Below are 15,351 nucleotides of genomic sequence, written 5' to 3'. Positions count from 1 at the left end.
ACAACGAACTTCATTTGACCTTCACATGTATGTCAAGGTTTCAGGATAGCCCCATGAGCAAGGACATCACGCTTTTCAACTACAGCCCCATCACAGAGCGCGAGCCGATCCACTGGCCGGACCGCAAGCGCGTCGCGTTCTACATCGGACTCAACATCGAGCACTTCTACGTCGATCTCCCCGGAACGGCCACCTACGAGGGTACGACCGCACTGACTCCGGACGCGCTCAACTACGGCTGGCGCGACTATGGGCCGCGGGTGGGCATCTGGCGGCAGATCGAACTGCTGGACAAGTACGGCATCCGTGCCAGTGCGCTGTTGAACTCCGATGTGGGCGAACGGTATCCGCAGATCATCGCGGCCGGCAGGGAACGGGACTGGGCGTGGCTGGCACACGGCAGCAGCAACAGTCACCTGCACACAGGTCTCACGGTCGAGCAGGAGCGAGTCGCGTTGCGCGACATCATCACCACCATCGAGGAGACCACCGGAGGGCGCCCACGCGGGTGGATGGGTCCAGGACTCACCGAAACCTTTGCTACTCCCGAGCTTTTGGCCGAGCTCGGCGTGGGGTACGTGCTCGACTGGACCAACGACGACCAGCCCTACCGGTTGACGAGCGTGCCGGGCATGTTGAGCGTGCCGTATTCGGTGGAGCTCAACGACCTCGGGATCTTCGTGAGCAAGGGGCTCACCGGTCCCGATTTCGTGCAGATGGTCAAGGACCAGGTGGACCAGCTTTACGCCGATTCCGCGGACAGTGGCCGGGTGATGGCGTTGGCCTTGCACCCCTTTATCACCGGCCAGGCGTTCCGTCACCGCTACCTCGACGAGGCGCTGGATTACGTCGTCAATCATCCCGGAGTGTGGACGACGACCAGCGACGAGATTGCCGACCACTATCGGCAGGCCACCGCTGGCTCCTGACACGGCACAGGACTTCGTCGTCCTCCGGTCAGATCATCCCGCATGGGCCGCGTTCAACTTGTCAACTGGCTGGACTGTCGACAAACCTTCCGTTGTCTTTCAGTTTCTGTACTACGTCGTCCGACAGTTCCCATCTCCTTGCTTGATCCGCGGTGACACGCAAGGGAATACTCGCAGGGAAATTGAAGACATCGTGCGGGTCCCAGGCATTTTTTACTTCCACCAGCCTGGGAAGGTTATCGCCGAAGTAATGCCCCAATCGCGTCTCTATTCGGCGGTCGGTCCAATTTACGTAACAGGCCGAAGAGTACGGCCGCCAGGATTTTTGGAAGTCCTTGAACCAATCCATATGCCGTGCGTCCTCCGACGGGTCTTTCCAACCGGCTCTCGTCAGGACACTCAGCAGGGTCAGCCTGTTGGAGAACGAGAACTGCTCTGCTGTGTCTCGTTCCACCTCTGCGATCGAGGACAGATCCGATTCTGTTGCCGCAGCCCAGATCCACGTCCAGATATTTCCGAAAGCCTTCGCATGATGCTCTTTCAATACCTTGATTGCCTCGGCATCGAGAAAATTACTGGAGTTATTGGTGAGATTCGACGATCGGATTCGCTCATGAAATTCAGGAAGGCCACCGCCGACCTTATCGTAGATAACTTCGGCCGCCTCGGTCCAGGGAAGCGTTCGCACACTCCGCTCAGTCGACGGTGGAGTTTCTCGTAACAGTACGGTCAGGTATTCTTCAAATTCTTTCTGAGGTCCAACGAACACCCCACCGACATCAATCCATCCGACGGACTGCGGCATGATCGTGAAGTATGAGTTCAGTCTCCTATCGTCAGTGACGGCCCAGTGCTGCCAGCGATCGAGCACCGTTTCGAGATGCTGCCAGGGCCACATGACTCTGTAGGAAACCACATCCGGAATTTTGTGGGCTCGAACTGTGAAATTCGTGACTACGCCGAAGTTCCCTCCGCCGGAGCCTCGGCACGCCCAGAACAGATCCGGATTGGTGTCCTTGTCGGCTGTCAGAATACGCCCTCGGGCATCGACTATTTCCATGGAGACGACACTCCTGGTAAACGAACGGAGAGTTCGGCTCAACATTCCACTGCCACCACCCAACGCAAAGCCCCCCACGCTCACGTCGTAGCACGTTCCAGTGGTGACCGCTTGACCACGTTCCGCCAGGACATGGTTCACTTTTCTATTCTTGATACCAGGCCCGAGGCGTACCAAGCTGTCCGAGACGTATTCGATGTGGTCGATACTCGAGACATCGATCACGATTCCATCGTCGACCGAGCAGTAGCCCTCGGTGCCATGCCCTCCGGATCGAATTCTAAACTGCTTGCCCGCATCACGTGCATATTCGATAGCGGACGAGACATCCTTCGAGTCCTTGCAGTAGATGATCTCGTCCGGGCGGGAATCATACATAGCGTTCCAGCATTTACGTGCCTGATCGTACGTATCGCTATCCTTGGTCACCACGGTCAGGTCAGAGATCTTCATATCGGCACATCTCCTTACATTCTGTTCTGACGGAACATGCAGGATTGCCGGGATAGCTCGCTCGTCTCAACTGTTCGTACACGAAGCCTACGCGGAGCATACCCAACAGTTTGCTCCATCACCGGGAAGGGGACGGTGAACCAGGCTCGACAGTGCGATCATGGTGGGCGTGGAACCGACCGAGACGCATGACGATCTGCGCGACATACTCAACCGGTGGGACCCCATCGGCGTGGCAGACCTGGTAGACGACGAATACGACTGCTTGATAGCGCCGCTGCTCTCGAGGCTGAACACCGGAGCGGGCCGAGCCGAGATCGGCGAGTTCCTCAGACATGAATTGGCGGATCACTTCGGGCTGAGTCGGGAGAATCGCGGTGTGAACCAGGTCGCTGACCGCTTGGTCGCGTGGTGGGTAACCGCTCGAGCCTGACGTCGGGCGTGTGGGATGCGTTGGCCGAGTAGGTGGTTCGCGCTGCGGCGCGAAACTTGTTCGCACATGCCACTGGGCAGGTGTGTTCATGCGAGCCGTATCCGTTGGCCGCCAGCAGATCTCGCGAATATCCGCTTCTGGCAATCAATCGAGCGGCAGACTGGCGATGGGTTCGATGCCGATCAGGGCTTGCGCCCGGCACCAGCCCAGGCCCAGGACGGCCCGGCGTAAGGCTCGGCCTTGAACAATGGTTCTTCGGCGAGTTCGGGGTGCCAGTCCTCCAGTGTCACTACTCCCGGTTCGATGAGATCGGTTCCGGCGAACAGTGTTTCGATCTCGGCACGAGTGCGTGGGACGATCGTTTTGCCGGCACGCTCGCCTACTTGCGCGGCCCGCGCCATTCCCCGCATATCGAAATCCCCGGTGACATGACTGATGGTCAGACTACTGCCGGAGGGCACCGCATCCAGCAGCCGCGCGATGATGCCGTGCGGATCGGCCTCGTCGGGCAGGTACATCGCGACCATGGCCAGCATGATGGCGACGGGACGGTCGAGATCGAGGGTATCGATGAGGGCCGGGTCGGTCAGGATCGAGTCGGGGTCGTGCAGATCGGCGTGGATGAACGCGGTCCTGCCCTGCGGGGTGCTGCCCATCAGGGCGCGAGCGTGCGCCATCACGAGGGGGTCCTTGTCCACATAGACGATGCGCGCCGACGGGTCCACCTCCTGCGCTACCTCGTGCACATTGCGCGCGGTCGGCAAACCCGTACCGATATCGAGAAATTGGGTGATGCCGAGCTCGGTCATCACATAGCGCACGGCCCGGCCGAGGAAGGCGCGGTTCGTGCGCACCATGGCACGAAGGCCGGGAATGTGCGAGGCGATCTCGTCGCCGAGTGCGCGATCGGCCGGGTAGTTGTCCACGCCGCCGAGCCAGTAATCGTAGAAGCGTGCCTCGTTCGGTTTGGTGGTGTCGATGGTGGTCGATAACCGTGTAACCGTCCGGCCGCTGTCCGACATGATGAAGCCCCTCTCCGTGGTGCTCGCGCCGGGATGCGCTGATCACACCACACGAGCCACCGACCCTCGGCGACTCGCCAGGCAGTACGACGCCAGGATATTCCCGGAAATCGACCGCGTACCGCCATTTCACTCGGAACCGTTGTCCGAGGCGAGATTCGGCGAGCGGACAGCGGGTGCGGGATGTTCAGGCCCGTAGGCAAACTCTCCGAATGGTGGAATATCCGCATGAACGCGTCATCCGTGACCCGGCCGATGGGCTCGCGGCCACGATATGTGGCAGGTGCGTGGGCAACGGTACCGGTTACCGGCTGTCGAGATCGCCGTTCGCCCTACATTACCTGCGGCACATGGCATCTCGACATCCATGTCAACCGCCCTGTCCCATATCAACCCAGTTGACATTTCCCATAGAATAGGCGTATGACGAGCTCATCCCATGACGCGTTATTCGAATCCGCCTATCGTGGCCAGGCCCCCGAAATGGGGCAGGGCAACCGGCCGCCGTGGAGTCTCGGCGAACCGCAGCCCGAGATCTCCGCTCTCATCGACGACGGCAAATTCCACGGTGAGATCCTCGACGCCGGCTGTGGTGAGGCCGCGGTGTCGCTCTACCTCGCCGAGCGAGGCTTCACGACCGTCGGCTTGGATCAGTCACCGACCGCGATCGGGCTCGCACGTGCGCAAGCCGCCGAGCGCGACCTGAGTAACGTCAGCTTCGAGGTTGCCGACATCAGCGCGTTCACCGGTTACGACGGCCGCTTCGGCACCATCGTCGACAGCGCCCTGTTCCACGCGATGCCGGTCGAATCGCGTCAGGGTTACCAGGAGTCGATCGTGCGCGCCGCGGCGCCCGGCGCGTCCTACTTCGTGCTGGTATTCGACAGTGCGACCGTGCCCGCCGGTCCGGTCCACCCGGTCACTGCCGAGGAGCTACGTGAGGTGGTGGGCGCGTACTGGGCAATCGACGAGATCCGGCCAGCGCGTATCCACGCCAACGTCCCCGAGAAATTCACGGGCTTCCAGGACTTCGCCGGCAGCGATATTCAGGATGAGGGCAACGGCCGCAAGTCGGTACCCGCCTGGCTGCTGTCGGCACACCTGGCCTGATGATGGTGGCCGGGACCGTTACACCCCCCGGACGGAGGCGGGGGTACCGGCCGCGCGGCGGGCGGGCCCGCCGCTCACGCGCTCAACATGATTACCAGTAGCACAGCACCGATGATGATGGCGGGCACACCGAATACGATCGTGCCGACGATTGCTCCCAGCGTGGCGCCGGCGATAGCGGTGATGATGCAGCCACCGAGGAATCCCGGAATCGCGAGCGTGCCGAAGCTCGGAATTGCCGCGGCCCCACCGGCCAGCGCGCCACCGATCACACAGCCCAGCGCGGCGCCCACGAGGGTGCCGATGATCGTGCCCAGCGCTATGCCGATGCTGAGGACGGTTCCGAAGGTCGACAGCGCGGCGGCGAGCGACATCGGATCGAGGGCGATCTCGTTGAGCTGCGGAGAGGTTCCCGGCGCGGATACCGCGCTGGCCGGATCCACGCTCGGCGTGAGGGTGGCGGTGGCGCCATCGGTCACGGCCGCGATCGGCCATATCCGATCATCGCGGTAGTAGACCAGCGGCAACGCGACCATCAGCCGGCCGTCGTCATCGCGTATCTCGAGTTGCCCGTCGGCGATATCCATCGAGCCGGCGTCGATGGTCACACTTGCCGAATTGCCTACGGCACGCGCGGTGTAGCCGACCTCCGATATCCCAGGATCAGCCTGGGCCGTCACCGTCGAACTCAGTACGACGGCGACCGTGGTCACCGATAACAATGCGAAACGTATTCCGTTCATCCGAGCATCACTCTCGTTCCGTCGGCGTAGCACCTGCGGGTCGGGTGTCGCATGCGATACGCACACGAATGCATCGAATCGTCGAAAACACACAAGCAGAATAAGGATCAGTTGCACGGTAGCATTCGCTGCCCGCTCGCAATGGCCGGGGTGGCCGGCAATGACCCTACGTTTGATTCGCCCGCCGCTCCGGCAGTGCGCAGGCCATGCCCTCAGCCATGCCGGTGGGGCGGACGCCGAGCGCGATGTTGATCCGCGCACGCTGATTCTCCCAGGCGATCGCGGCGGCCAGCTCGGCCAGCTGCGCCTTCGACAGCTGCGTCAGGAGCTGTTCGCGCAGTTCGGGTACACCGACGGCCGGGGTCGCGGTGACGGCCTCGGTGTAGGCGAGCACCAGCTTCTCCAGATCGGTGTAGGCGTCGCTGGTGCGGAAACGCGGTAGTTCGGTGATCTGCCGCTCGGTCAGGCCGGCCGAATTCGCCAGTGCCGAACCGATATCCAGGCAGTACTCGCATTCGACCATTCCAGCGACCTTCAGCTCGGCCAATTCCTTCAGTCGCGGTTCGAGCCGGTTCGACAGAATCAGCATCAACTCATAAGTCGCGGTACCGAACCCCACCTGTGGTCGCCGCAACCACCATCCGAACAGATCGGCCCGATTCCGTCGCATCCGCGTGAAGACCTTGACGTACTGCCGAATCCGCCGCATTGCCCGCATCTCCCACACTCCCCTGGTGACGTCGCCTCGGTTCCCCTCGACGATATCGGAGTGTTGCGGGCGGGCATATTCGCTCATCGACATGTAGCGCGGATCGAGAATCTGCGACATACTGCCACCAAGGTGGCAGTATGTCCTGATCGGCCTGGGCTGCGGTCTTGACGGCCCGGCTTCGCCACGCTCCGTACGCAATCTGCGGCGAGCGAATCGCCTGCTCTATTTCTTCCCGGGCGTTCCCGGTCACTGGACGCGTCGTCCCTCTCCCGAGATCGATCGCCGCACCGCCACCCTGTGTCATTCACCGCGACCTATGCGGTCGGACCATACCTTCGCCCATACGACAGAATCGAGTGAAAGCCCATGAGTACCAACAGAATTACCAACGGCACCGAGCGAACGGTCATCGAGAACATGCTCGACCGTAACCGCGAAGCGCTCGTCGCGACCGTGCGTGGTCTGTCCGAGGCCGATGCCCGCCGGCGACTCGTCGCGTCGCTGACGTCGCCGATCTCCTTGATCAAGCATGCCGCCGCCGCGGAACGGATTTGGTTCCAACGGTTCTGGGCGGGACTCGACGCATCCGAATGCGACGGCTACTCGAACCGAGACGAGGGCACCTTCGCCGTCGCCGACGACGAGTCGCTGGCCGACGTGATCGCCGAGTTCGAGCGCGCCAGCCAACGATCACGGGTGATCGCCTCCCGCTTCGATCTCGACGACACCAAGGACAACCCCCGCGAAGGAACGGTCAGCATGCGATGGACCCTGCTCGCCATGATCGAAGAGTTCGCCAGGCACGCAGGTCATGGCGATATCCTCCGCGAACAGATCGATCAGCCCACACCCCGGCAACCGAACCCGTGACACTTCGTGGTGCTACAGGACAATCGGGCCGTGGATGCGTCCTGTTCCATGCGGTCACCCTGCCCGCGCCTCGGGTACCAGTGTCGTGGCAGTTCGTACACTGGAACACTATGTGGCCCACCCGATTCGGGCGGTGACCGACGCACGATATACTGGCACCGCTCGCGGGACCTTCAGCACAGGAGTGTGCTTCAGGATCCCGGTCGAGGCGCATTCGGGGCGGTGAGCTCGGCCAGTTCGGCGGCGAGGTTGGCGCGGGCCGCGGCGGCGTAGCGGGCCTGGCCGGTGGGGGTGCGAAACAGCGGGTCCTGCTGGATCAGGCCCCTCAGGACCGCGGCGCGGCCGGAGCGGAACAGATCGTCGGGGACGTGGGCGTACTCGGCGCGGACGGCGGAAGTGTATGCGGCGTAGGCGGATTCGTCGGCTGCCAGGACGGCCAGGTCGGCGTCGCAGAGGACTGCGCCGTTGCGGTCATCGGGGGCGGGGTGGTGGCCGCCGGTGAGGCGGACCAGACGGGCCGCCTCGGCCACTGTCTCGGGTGGCACGCCCAGGCCTGGCAGGACGGATTCGACGAGCCGGGCGCTGGCTTCCTCGTTGTCGGTGCCGTCCACCGCGTAGATCGCATCGTGGAAGAAGGCAGCGTAGCGAACGGCGTCGAGATCTGTTGCGTCCGCGGCCAAGTCGTCGATCACGGCCAGCATGGCGGCCAGATGCCCGACCGTGTGATAGCGGCGATGCGGTTCGCCGTACCGCCGCACCAGATCCTCCCCGACCGCCCGCGCGCCCGGACCGGCCAGCTGCGTCCAGCGGTCCAGCAGCTCCACGTCCAGACTCATCGCCATCCCGGCAGTCTGCCGAATCCGCGCGGCCGGTACGGCCTTTTTCACACCGTGGTCTTCACCACGGTCGGACCGGGCCATAGCTTCTCGGGAGTCCATATCGCTGACCGCTTGTCGGACAAACGATCTGGGCCGAGGTGGATCGGGGCGGCACGGTTCTGCTGGGATCCAGTCACACAGTGGGGGTCTCAGGGCTCATGAGGGTGTGCGAGCGACGCACAACCTATGAGGAGGACGTCATGCAGTTTGTGTTGGTGGTCTACCACGGCACGTACCCGTTGCCGGGCACGCCGCAAGCCCAGCGAGTGTCGCCAGAGGACAAGAAGGCGGCCTATGCCGACTTCGCCGCCCTCAACAAGCTGGAGAACTGGAGCAGCGGTGCACCGCCCATGGGTCTTCCGCAAGACGCGACGACGGTGACGGTGGCCGACGGTTCGGCCGTCATCACCGAGGGCCCGTGGCTCGGTGTCCGGCACGCCGTCGGCGGATTCGCAATCGTCGAGGCCGAGAACCTCGACGCCGCAATCGCGATCGCCGCCCGTATCCCGCAGGCACGGCTGGGTGGCGCGGTCGAGGTGCGGCCGTCGGCCAAGTACTACTGACAGCGCGTCTGAGACTCCGCGAGGCAGTCTGTGACGCCGCCCTTCTCGGGCGTCCGGTACCCGCTCCGACTGGGATCGGGTACCGGTTCTCGCGTCATCCGGGCTGGTTTCACACACCCGGTTGGGCGCGCCAGAGCCGTCCCGTCGGCGAGCATTGTCAACCGGGGCTCGTGCTTCGGGCTCCCGGACTCGGGCATCGATCCAGTTCCTCGCCCCGAGCAGCGAGGTTTATCGCGGCGTTGAGGTCACGATCCAGCCGCGTCCCGCAACCACAGGCAAAGACACGGTCGGCCAACGTCAACCCGTCGTTACGGACTCCGCAGCCCGAACACAATCGGGTTGAGGGAAACCATCGGTCGACGGTGATCACGTGCCCGCCGCGCCATGCTTGTTTGTAGCGGAGTTGGCGGGCGAACTCGCCCCACCCGGCGTCACCGATCGCGCGCGCCAGATGCCGGTTACCGAGCATGCCTGCGATGTTGAGGTCCTCGATGACCAGCCGGTCGTGGGTCTTGACCAGCCGATTCGACGCCTGATGCAGGAAATGTGCACGGATATTGCGGATCCGGTGATGATGGCGCGCCAGCCGGGCGGCAGCAGCGCGGCGTCCTCGGCTGCCCTTCTGTTTCCGCGACACCGACCGGGCCAGGCGACGCTGGCGGCGCATGCCGGTCACCAACGGACGGGGTTGATCAGTTACCCGCTCGACCTCGACGCCGCCAGCGGTGGCGGCCACCACCAGTGCCGACAATCCACGGTCCACGCCTACCCACCCCTGGTGGTCGCCGGGAGCGCGGACCGGGTGCCGGTGCGCGGCAGGCAGATCCGCGGCCTCGGTAGCGAGACTGATCATCCACCGGCCCGCCCGATGAGAGATCGTCGCCGACAGGATTCTCGCCCGGCCCTTGGTGGTCATGCGTCGCAGTCGGCGGGTGTCCTCCCGCACCCGCACCACACCGATCACTGGCAGGGTGACCGAGCGGGGCCGGTCTTCGCCGACCCGGATCGAGGCACGCCCGCGAGGGGAACACCTGTTCCGCAACCGAAACGACGCAACCGTGGAGGATTTGGCCTTGAACCTCGGGAAACCCACCCGAGGTCCGGCGCGCGTGCCGGTGCGGGAATCCCGCCACGCACGCAACCCGTGCCCGAGATCAACCGCGGCCTCCTCGAACACCTGCTGGGACACCTGGTTTCGCCACCCGAGCCCGATCGCGGTCAGCGACACCGCCCCCGCCGGGTCGACAGTGAATACCCGTCCGGCGTCCTCGGTCTTCTTCCACGCGTTGAACCTGTTGATGTGGTCGAACCCGGTCCACGGCACCCGAACATCGAGGTGACGGCGACGACGGTTCAATGCTGTCTTCGTCTCCGCCAGGCAGTGGTTGAACGCGAACCGTGCCGCACCGGCATGCCGAGCCAGCATCGCCTGCTGCTCGACCGTCGGGTCGAGACAGAATCGGAAGGTCGTGAACCGCGCCACCGCCACAGCATGACATCGGCCACCGACAACAACCGGCGACCACACACGACCGCCGGGGGCCGACGCTATCCAAACTCAAGTTCTCAGATGCCCTCTGAGCGGGCCCGGCGCGTCGTTCGCGCGCCGGGCCCGGAGCACCGGCAGATCAGTCCGGCCGACCAACCACAGCGGCGGCGACACGGTCCACGAGATCGGGGGCGCGGACGATGTCGATCCTGACGATCCTGTCGTGGGCGACGGTGAAGACCAGCACCGAATACGGCTGCTCGTCGCGGGTGATCAACGCACCGATCGCCCCATTGACCAGCAGGCGGCGCAACCTGCCACCGCGCGGAACACGCACCTGCGCCGCCACAGCCGCCGCGCCGTGGACAACGCTCGCGGGTCGGGTGGCGCCGTAATCGGTCCGCAGCACGATATCGGGATCGAGAACCTGGAGCAGGCCATCGAAATCGGCCTGCCGGGCGGCGGCGTAGAACGCGTCGACCACCTTGCGCTGCCGGGCCAGATCGGGATCGGGTCGGGGAACCTCGGCTCCGCTCACGCGCCGCCGCGCGCGGCTGGCGAGCTGCCGTGCGGCGGCCGGAGTGCGACCGACGATATCGGCGATATCGGCGAAGGGCAGGTCGAACATGTCGTGCAGCACGAACGCCACCCGCTCGGCCGGAGCGAGCCGTTCCAGCACCACCAGCAGCGCCAGTCCGACCGCGTCGGCGAGCAGCATCTCCTGTTCGGGATCGAGATCGGCGTCGGAGATGATCAACTCCGGCAGTTGTGTGTCGAACGGAACCTCCCGACGAGTGCGACGGGAACGTAACTGGTGCAAGCACTCTCGCGCGACGACGGTGGTCAGCCATCCCCCGAGGTTGTCGATCTCCGCCGAACCTGTGCGGCTCAACCGCAGCCAGGCATCCTGCACCGCGTCCTCGGCTTCGGCCACCGACCCCAGCATCCGATACGCCACCGCCCGCAACCGGGGACGCTCCTGCTCGAAACGCTCGGCCAGCCACTCGGTCTCGTCCATCTGTCACACCATCCCATCGTCACGACTCACGTACTCGAGCCGCCGCGGCCCTCGGATGTGACGACATGTCCTCGATGTGACATCTGGTCGCGCGGTGTCTGGGCGGTGCCGGCTGCGGCGTACAGCCATGTGGTGATATGATGTCCGACGGCCCCGTCGGTGAGGCTGGCGTGGGCCGGTATCTCGGCGCGAGTGCCGTGCGGGTAAAATCGTTGCGGTAGAGCCACATCCAGGATGCGGACTCTGCATTCCGTTGTCGCGTAACGCAATAGCGACCCCCGACCGATCAGCGACATAACCATCCTCCTCCGGACGCATCACGTCCGATCATTTCTCCGATCGAGGGCGCCGAGCGAATCAGCGCCCCTGGAGCACGGGGTTACCTCGATAGGTTCCAACCAGCAGCAGAATGGTCGCGAGCAGGAAGATCGGCCAGGGCGTGAGCGGGAGGACTACGGTGTCGATCACGGTCCAGATCAGCAGCGCCCACCCGATGAACGGCGGTGGCGTGATGCCGCGGCGATCCAGCCACACCACGGTCAGGCCGAGCAGGACCAGCGGCGGGCCGAAGCTGTCCACCGACAGCCAGTACGCGCTGTTCGCCGAACTCATCGCGGCGAGGTCGTCATGCCACAGCGCCCCGCCGAACCACGCCCCGGCGTACCGTGCGGCGTGGTCCACCGTCAGGGCGCCGATCGTATGCCCGATCCCGCACAGCACGAAGATCCAACCGGCCCATTTGATCATTCGAATTCTCCGTTCTCTTCGCGAGGCCGCGTGGGAATGCCCCGCACATCCTCGACCGGAAAGTCGGGGTCGCGGTCGTGGATCCGCCAGAGCAGCGGATGCGCTCGGTGGCGGGCAATCTCATCGACGTGTCCCCCGACGGCCGGGTCCGTATATCAGCCCTCAAACCCTGATATACGGTGGCGTACAACAATGAGATTAGCCCCTGATATACGGTGCCGTATAGATGGGAAGATGTGAGGGGAGTCACCGTATGGGCGTGGCGCGCACGCCACGCGAGGCGTGGATCGAGCAGGGGTTGCAGACGTTGGCCGCACGCGGCGTGGACGCGGTCCGTATCGAGGTTCTGGCCAAGGCGCTGGGAGTGACCAAGGGCGGGTTCTACGGCTACTTCGCCGATCGCGACGCACTGCTGGAAGCGATGCTGGACGCGTGGGAGCGGGAGAGCGTCGACGAGGTGCTCGACCGCGTCGCGCAGGAGGACGACCCGCGGGACAGGGTCGTCCTGGCCGGACAGTTGACCCTGTCCGGCGAGCGCCTGCTGGCAATCGACCTGGCGATCCGCGACTGGGCCCGGCGGGACGAGTCGGTGGCCGCGCGGATGCGTCGGGTGGACGACCAGCGCATGGGCCTGCTGCGAGAAATGATCGGCACCTTCTGTTCCGATCCGGACGAGATCGAGGCCCGGAGCCTGCTCGCCTTCTGTCTGGCCATCGGCAATCAATTCCTCGCAGCCGACCACAACGGCCGCACCCGCCACGAGGTCCTCGCCCGTGCATCCGCGATCGTGCTCGATCGCCCTCCGGGCCCCGCGCTGCCTGGATCATGATCGGCTGCAACGGGTCACCGGACGTCCCATGCGCACCGCTGTGCTCGAGTTGCTTCGATAGGCGGGATCGCGATCTCGTCACCTCCTGCCCGCCGTACGTTCTCGTCCTGGTGGTCGGATAGTCGGTCGCTTCGAGCACCGTGGGCGGTGGAGACCGTGCTGTCGAGTCTTGACCGGAGCGACTCGCACTGCGCGGTTTCCAGTTCCGATGATCGTTGTACAACCAGGGAGTCCGGGCAGTTGGATCGGCGGAACAAGAGGCTGAGCCGCCGCAGTCTGCTCAGTGCCGCTGGGGCCGGGGTCGCACTCACCGTGCTGGCACAACCGATACAGGTATTGCCGATCACGCCGAGTGTGAGCGCGGCCCCCGAGGAGTGCGGAAAGCGGGCGGATCTGGCCGAACAGGCGATCGTGGCGCGGCATGTGCGGCCCCTGTGGGGTCTGCCGCGGATGCAGCTCGGCCTGAACACCTGGCCCCACTCCCTGGCCGAACAGTCCTTCCTCCGATGGAATTACTGGTGGCAGGCCCACCTGCTCGACTGTGCGGTCGACGCCGCGCACCGCGCCCGTACCCGCGAACGCATGGACCGGGTCGCCGCCCTCGCGCAGGGTATCCGCACCCGCAATCTCACCGGCTGGACCAACCGGTACTACGACGATATGGCGTGGCTGGCGCTCACGCTCGGACGGGCCGACCGGCTGCTCGATGTCCGATTCGGTGACGCCGTCGGGGAATTGCGCACCGCCTTGACCGATGGCTGGAACCCGGCCGTCGGTGCGGTGCCCTGGCGGGTGGGCGACGACTACTACAACACGCCTGCGATCGGTCCGACCGGGCTGGCGTTGGCACGGTCGGGCGAGCTGTCCCGTGCCGCTGGACTCGCCGATTTCCTGCACACTCGATTACGCGACACCGACACCGGCCTGATCCTCGACGGCGTCCACGAGCCCGGCGGACGGGTGAACCGGGCCATGACCACCTACTCCCAGGGCGTGACCATCGGACTGGAAACCGAGTTGGCCGTGCGCACAGGCGAATCCGAGCATCACCGCCGCGCGGCAGCGCTGGTCGCCGCGGTCGAGGCCCGGCTCACGCACGCGGGTGTGATCACCGCGGCGGCCGGGAACGACTCCGGGTTGTTCATGGGTATCCTCGCGCGCTATCTCGCCGAAGCCGCACTGACTCTCGGCCACACCACCGCCGCGGATATCGTGCACGCCTCGGCGCGGGCGGCCTGGGACAACCGCGCGGAGGTGGACGGGCTGCCGCTGTTCGGCGCGGACTGGGCCCGGGAGGTCACGATCCCGGAGTACCTGGGAATCGTTCCGCCGCTCATGGGCTCGTTCACGGCATCGTCGCCGACGAACCTGAGCCGCGATCTATCGGTACAGCTGAGCGGATGGATGCTGCTCGAAGCCGACTGTCGGCTCACCGCCGCGGGGCGCTGAACTCACTCTGTGCACAATGAAGGACACGCATTTTCTCCGGGCCAGGCATGCCAAGCGAACGTTCTGTGCTGCAGCGGCTCTCGTCCGGGCGGCCGACCCCTGAGTGGCTTATCCGGATGTGTCGACCGTGTGACACGGCTGCGGCTATCTTGATGGCGATCAAGTGCCACGGGTGTGAAGGTGATACCGGATGTTGGATTACGGCCTCGACATGTCCGATGTGGAGCGCGATCTCGCTCTGCCCGACTTGGTGGCCGAAGGAGATGAGCTCGACGCCCTGGTATCGGCGCAGGACGACTGGTCCACGGACACACCGGCAGTGGGGTGGACGATCGCCCACCAGATCGCTCATCTCGCGGTAGCCGATGCGAACGTACTCATCGCCATCCGGACCCCCGAAGCGTTCGACGCCGTGCTGAAGCAAGCGGAAGCCGCGGGCAGTCGATCCGCCGATCTCGACGCGGCCGCGGGAGCGGCCGAACCGCGATCGGAACTGTTGCGACGATGGCGCGCTGGTCGAACCGAGGTGGCGGCGGCGCTGCGTGACATTCCGCTGGACCAGGGGTTTCCGTGGTTCGGCTCGCAGCTGACCGCGGCGCTCATGGTCCCGCTACGACTGATGGAGACGTGGGCGCACGGGCAGGACGTGTTCGATGCGCTGGGTGTCTCGCGCCGTCCGACGAGTCGACTCCGGCCTGTGGCCTCCTTGGGAGTCGTCGGGCGAGAGCTGTCGTTCTATGCCGCCCAATTGCCTACTCCGGCAGCGCCGTTCCGTATCGAGCTGGCTGGTCCCGACGGCGAGGCCTGGGTATGGGGCCCCGACGATGCCGAGCAGCGGGTTCAGGGTAGCGCCCTCGACTTCTGCCTGCGAGTCACCCAACGCAGGTCCCTGGCCGAGACCGACCTCACGGCGGTCGGCGAGGACGCCCGGAAGTGGCTGGAAATCGCTCGCGTTTTCCTGTGACGAGACTGGTTCCCCGAGGCACTGATCCAGCGGAAATCGCACTGTTCGGGTGATGCCCGCTCACCCGGGTGGCGGGGAGTCT

Annotated in this window: 16 protein-coding genes; 8 read left to right on the top strand and 8 right to left on the bottom strand. The window is 64.9% G+C overall.

The features are described from left to right. The first annotated feature begins 53 nt into the window (after positions 1–53). Positions 54–929 carry a polysaccharide deacetylase family protein gene (locus tag ACIA76_RS27005; protein ID WP_397155369.1) on the top strand — a complete coding sequence of 292 codons (876 nt, stop codon included), beginning with the start codon at positions 54–56 and terminating at the stop codon, positions 927–929. A 61-nt stretch (positions 930–990) separates the two neighbouring features. On the opposite strand, the gene ACIA76_RS27000 is transcribed toward ACIA76_RS27005, so the two are convergent. Then, entirely contained in the window at positions 991–2,442 is a 1,452-nt protein-coding gene (locus ACIA76_RS27000) for an FAD-binding oxidoreductase (protein ID WP_397155367.1), read from the bottom strand. 160 nt (positions 2,443–2,602) lie between these two features. On the opposite strand from ACIA76_RS27000, the gene ACIA76_RS26995 reads away from it, so the two are divergent. Further along, positions 2,603–2,875: a hypothetical protein gene (locus tag ACIA76_RS26995; RefSeq protein WP_397155365.1), complete on the top strand. Its 273-nt coding sequence runs from the start codon at positions 2,603–2,605 to the stop codon at positions 2,873–2,875. Between the two features lie 182 nt (positions 2,876–3,057). Here the strand turns inward: ACIA76_RS26995 and ACIA76_RS26990 are convergent, their stop codons facing one another. Further along, positions 3,058–3,897: an SAM-dependent methyltransferase gene (locus ACIA76_RS26990; RefSeq protein ID WP_397155363.1), complete on the bottom strand. Its 840-nt coding sequence runs from the start codon at positions 3,895–3,897 to the stop codon at positions 3,058–3,060. 423 nt (positions 3,898–4,320) lie between these two features. Here ACIA76_RS26990 and ACIA76_RS26985 point away from each other — a divergent pair, with 423 nt between their 5' ends. After that, the gene (locus tag ACIA76_RS26985) at positions 4,321–5,007 is read left to right on the top strand and encodes a class I SAM-dependent methyltransferase (RefSeq protein WP_397155362.1); all 687 of its coding nucleotides are present in this window, start codon (positions 4,321–4,323) and stop codon (positions 5,005–5,007) included. 74 nt (positions 5,008–5,081) lie between these two features. Here the strand turns inward: ACIA76_RS26985 and ACIA76_RS26980 are convergent, their stop codons facing one another. Together ACIA76_RS26980 and ACIA76_RS26975 are read right to left on the bottom strand one after the other, a co-directional pair. Next, the gene (locus ACIA76_RS26980) at positions 5,082–5,720 is read right to left on the bottom strand and encodes a hypothetical protein (protein ID WP_397155360.1); all 639 of its coding nucleotides are present in this window, start codon (positions 5,718–5,720) and stop codon (positions 5,082–5,084) included. Positions 5,721–5,916: 196 nt separating this feature from the next. Beyond that, positions 5,917–6,468: a carboxymuconolactone decarboxylase family protein gene (locus tag ACIA76_RS26975; RefSeq protein WP_397155673.1), complete on the bottom strand. Its 552-nt coding sequence runs from the start codon at positions 6,466–6,468 to the stop codon at positions 5,917–5,919. 360 nt (positions 6,469–6,828) lie between these two features. Between ACIA76_RS26975 and ACIA76_RS26970 the strand changes: the two genes are divergently transcribed. After that, the gene (locus tag ACIA76_RS26970; protein ID WP_397155358.1) at positions 6,829–7,332 is read left to right on the top strand and encodes a DinB family protein; all 504 of its coding nucleotides are present in this window, start codon (positions 6,829–6,831) and stop codon (positions 7,330–7,332) included. A gap of 191 nt (positions 7,333–7,523) precedes the next feature. Here ACIA76_RS26970 and ACIA76_RS26965 read toward each other — a convergent pair whose 3' ends face one another. Then, positions 7,524–8,174 carry a metal-dependent phosphohydrolase gene (locus ACIA76_RS26965; RefSeq protein WP_397155356.1) on the bottom strand — a complete coding sequence of 217 codons (651 nt, stop codon included), beginning with the start codon at positions 8,172–8,174 and terminating at the stop codon, positions 7,524–7,526. A 236-nt stretch (positions 8,175–8,410) separates the two neighbouring features. On the opposite strand from ACIA76_RS26965, the gene ACIA76_RS26960 reads away from it, so the two are divergent. Further along, the gene (locus tag ACIA76_RS26960; protein WP_397155354.1) at positions 8,411–8,773 is read left to right on the top strand and encodes a YciI family protein; all 363 of its coding nucleotides are present in this window, start codon (positions 8,411–8,413) and stop codon (positions 8,771–8,773) included. Positions 8,774–8,930: 157 nt separating this feature from the next. On the opposite strand, the gene ACIA76_RS26955 is transcribed toward ACIA76_RS26960, so the two are convergent. From ACIA76_RS26955 to ACIA76_RS26945, 3 genes are all read right to left on the bottom strand, one after another. Further along, on the bottom strand, positions 8,931–10,256 hold the full coding sequence (locus ACIA76_RS26955; protein ID WP_397155352.1) for an RNA-guided endonuclease InsQ/TnpB family protein: 1,326 nt from the start codon (positions 10,254–10,256) through the stop codon (positions 8,931–8,933). A gap of 145 nt (positions 10,257–10,401) precedes the next feature. Beyond that, positions 10,402–11,280, bottom strand: a complete 879-nt coding sequence (locus ACIA76_RS26950; RefSeq protein ID WP_397155350.1) for a sigma-70 family RNA polymerase sigma factor — start codon at positions 11,278–11,280, stop codon at positions 10,402–10,404. 357 nt (positions 11,281–11,637) lie between these two features. Further along, on the bottom strand, positions 11,638–12,027 hold the full coding sequence (locus ACIA76_RS26945; protein WP_397155348.1) for a DUF6463 family protein: 390 nt from the start codon (positions 12,025–12,027) through the stop codon (positions 11,638–11,640). A gap of 253 nt (positions 12,028–12,280) precedes the next feature. On the opposite strand from ACIA76_RS26945, the gene ACIA76_RS26940 reads away from it, so the two are divergent. The 3 genes from ACIA76_RS26940 (at position 12,281) to ACIA76_RS26930 (ending at position 15,269) form a co-directional block, all read left to right on the top strand. Then, entirely contained in the window at positions 12,281–12,856 is a 576-nt protein-coding gene (locus tag ACIA76_RS26940; RefSeq protein WP_397155346.1) for a TetR/AcrR family transcriptional regulator, read from the top strand. Positions 12,857–13,096: 240 nt separating this feature from the next. Next, complete coding sequence (locus ACIA76_RS26935) at positions 13,097–14,305, top strand: glycoside hydrolase family 76 protein (RefSeq protein WP_397155344.1); 1,209 nt, start codon at positions 13,097–13,099, stop codon at positions 14,303–14,305. A 190-nt stretch (positions 14,306–14,495) separates the two neighbouring features. Further along, positions 14,496–15,269 carry a TIGR03084 family metal-binding protein gene (locus ACIA76_RS26930; protein ID WP_397155342.1) on the top strand — a complete coding sequence of 258 codons (774 nt, stop codon included), beginning with the start codon at positions 14,496–14,498 and terminating at the stop codon, positions 15,267–15,269. The last annotated feature ends 82 nt before the right edge of the window (positions 15,270–15,351 follow it).

The organism is Nocardia sp. NPDC051570, from assembly GCF_044454005.1.
GTDB lineage: Bacteria > Actinomycetota > Actinomycetes > Mycobacteriales > Mycobacteriaceae > Nocardia.
The sequence above is the reverse complement of the archived record's forward strand: the minus strand, read 5'-3'. Positions and strand labels throughout refer to the sequence as shown.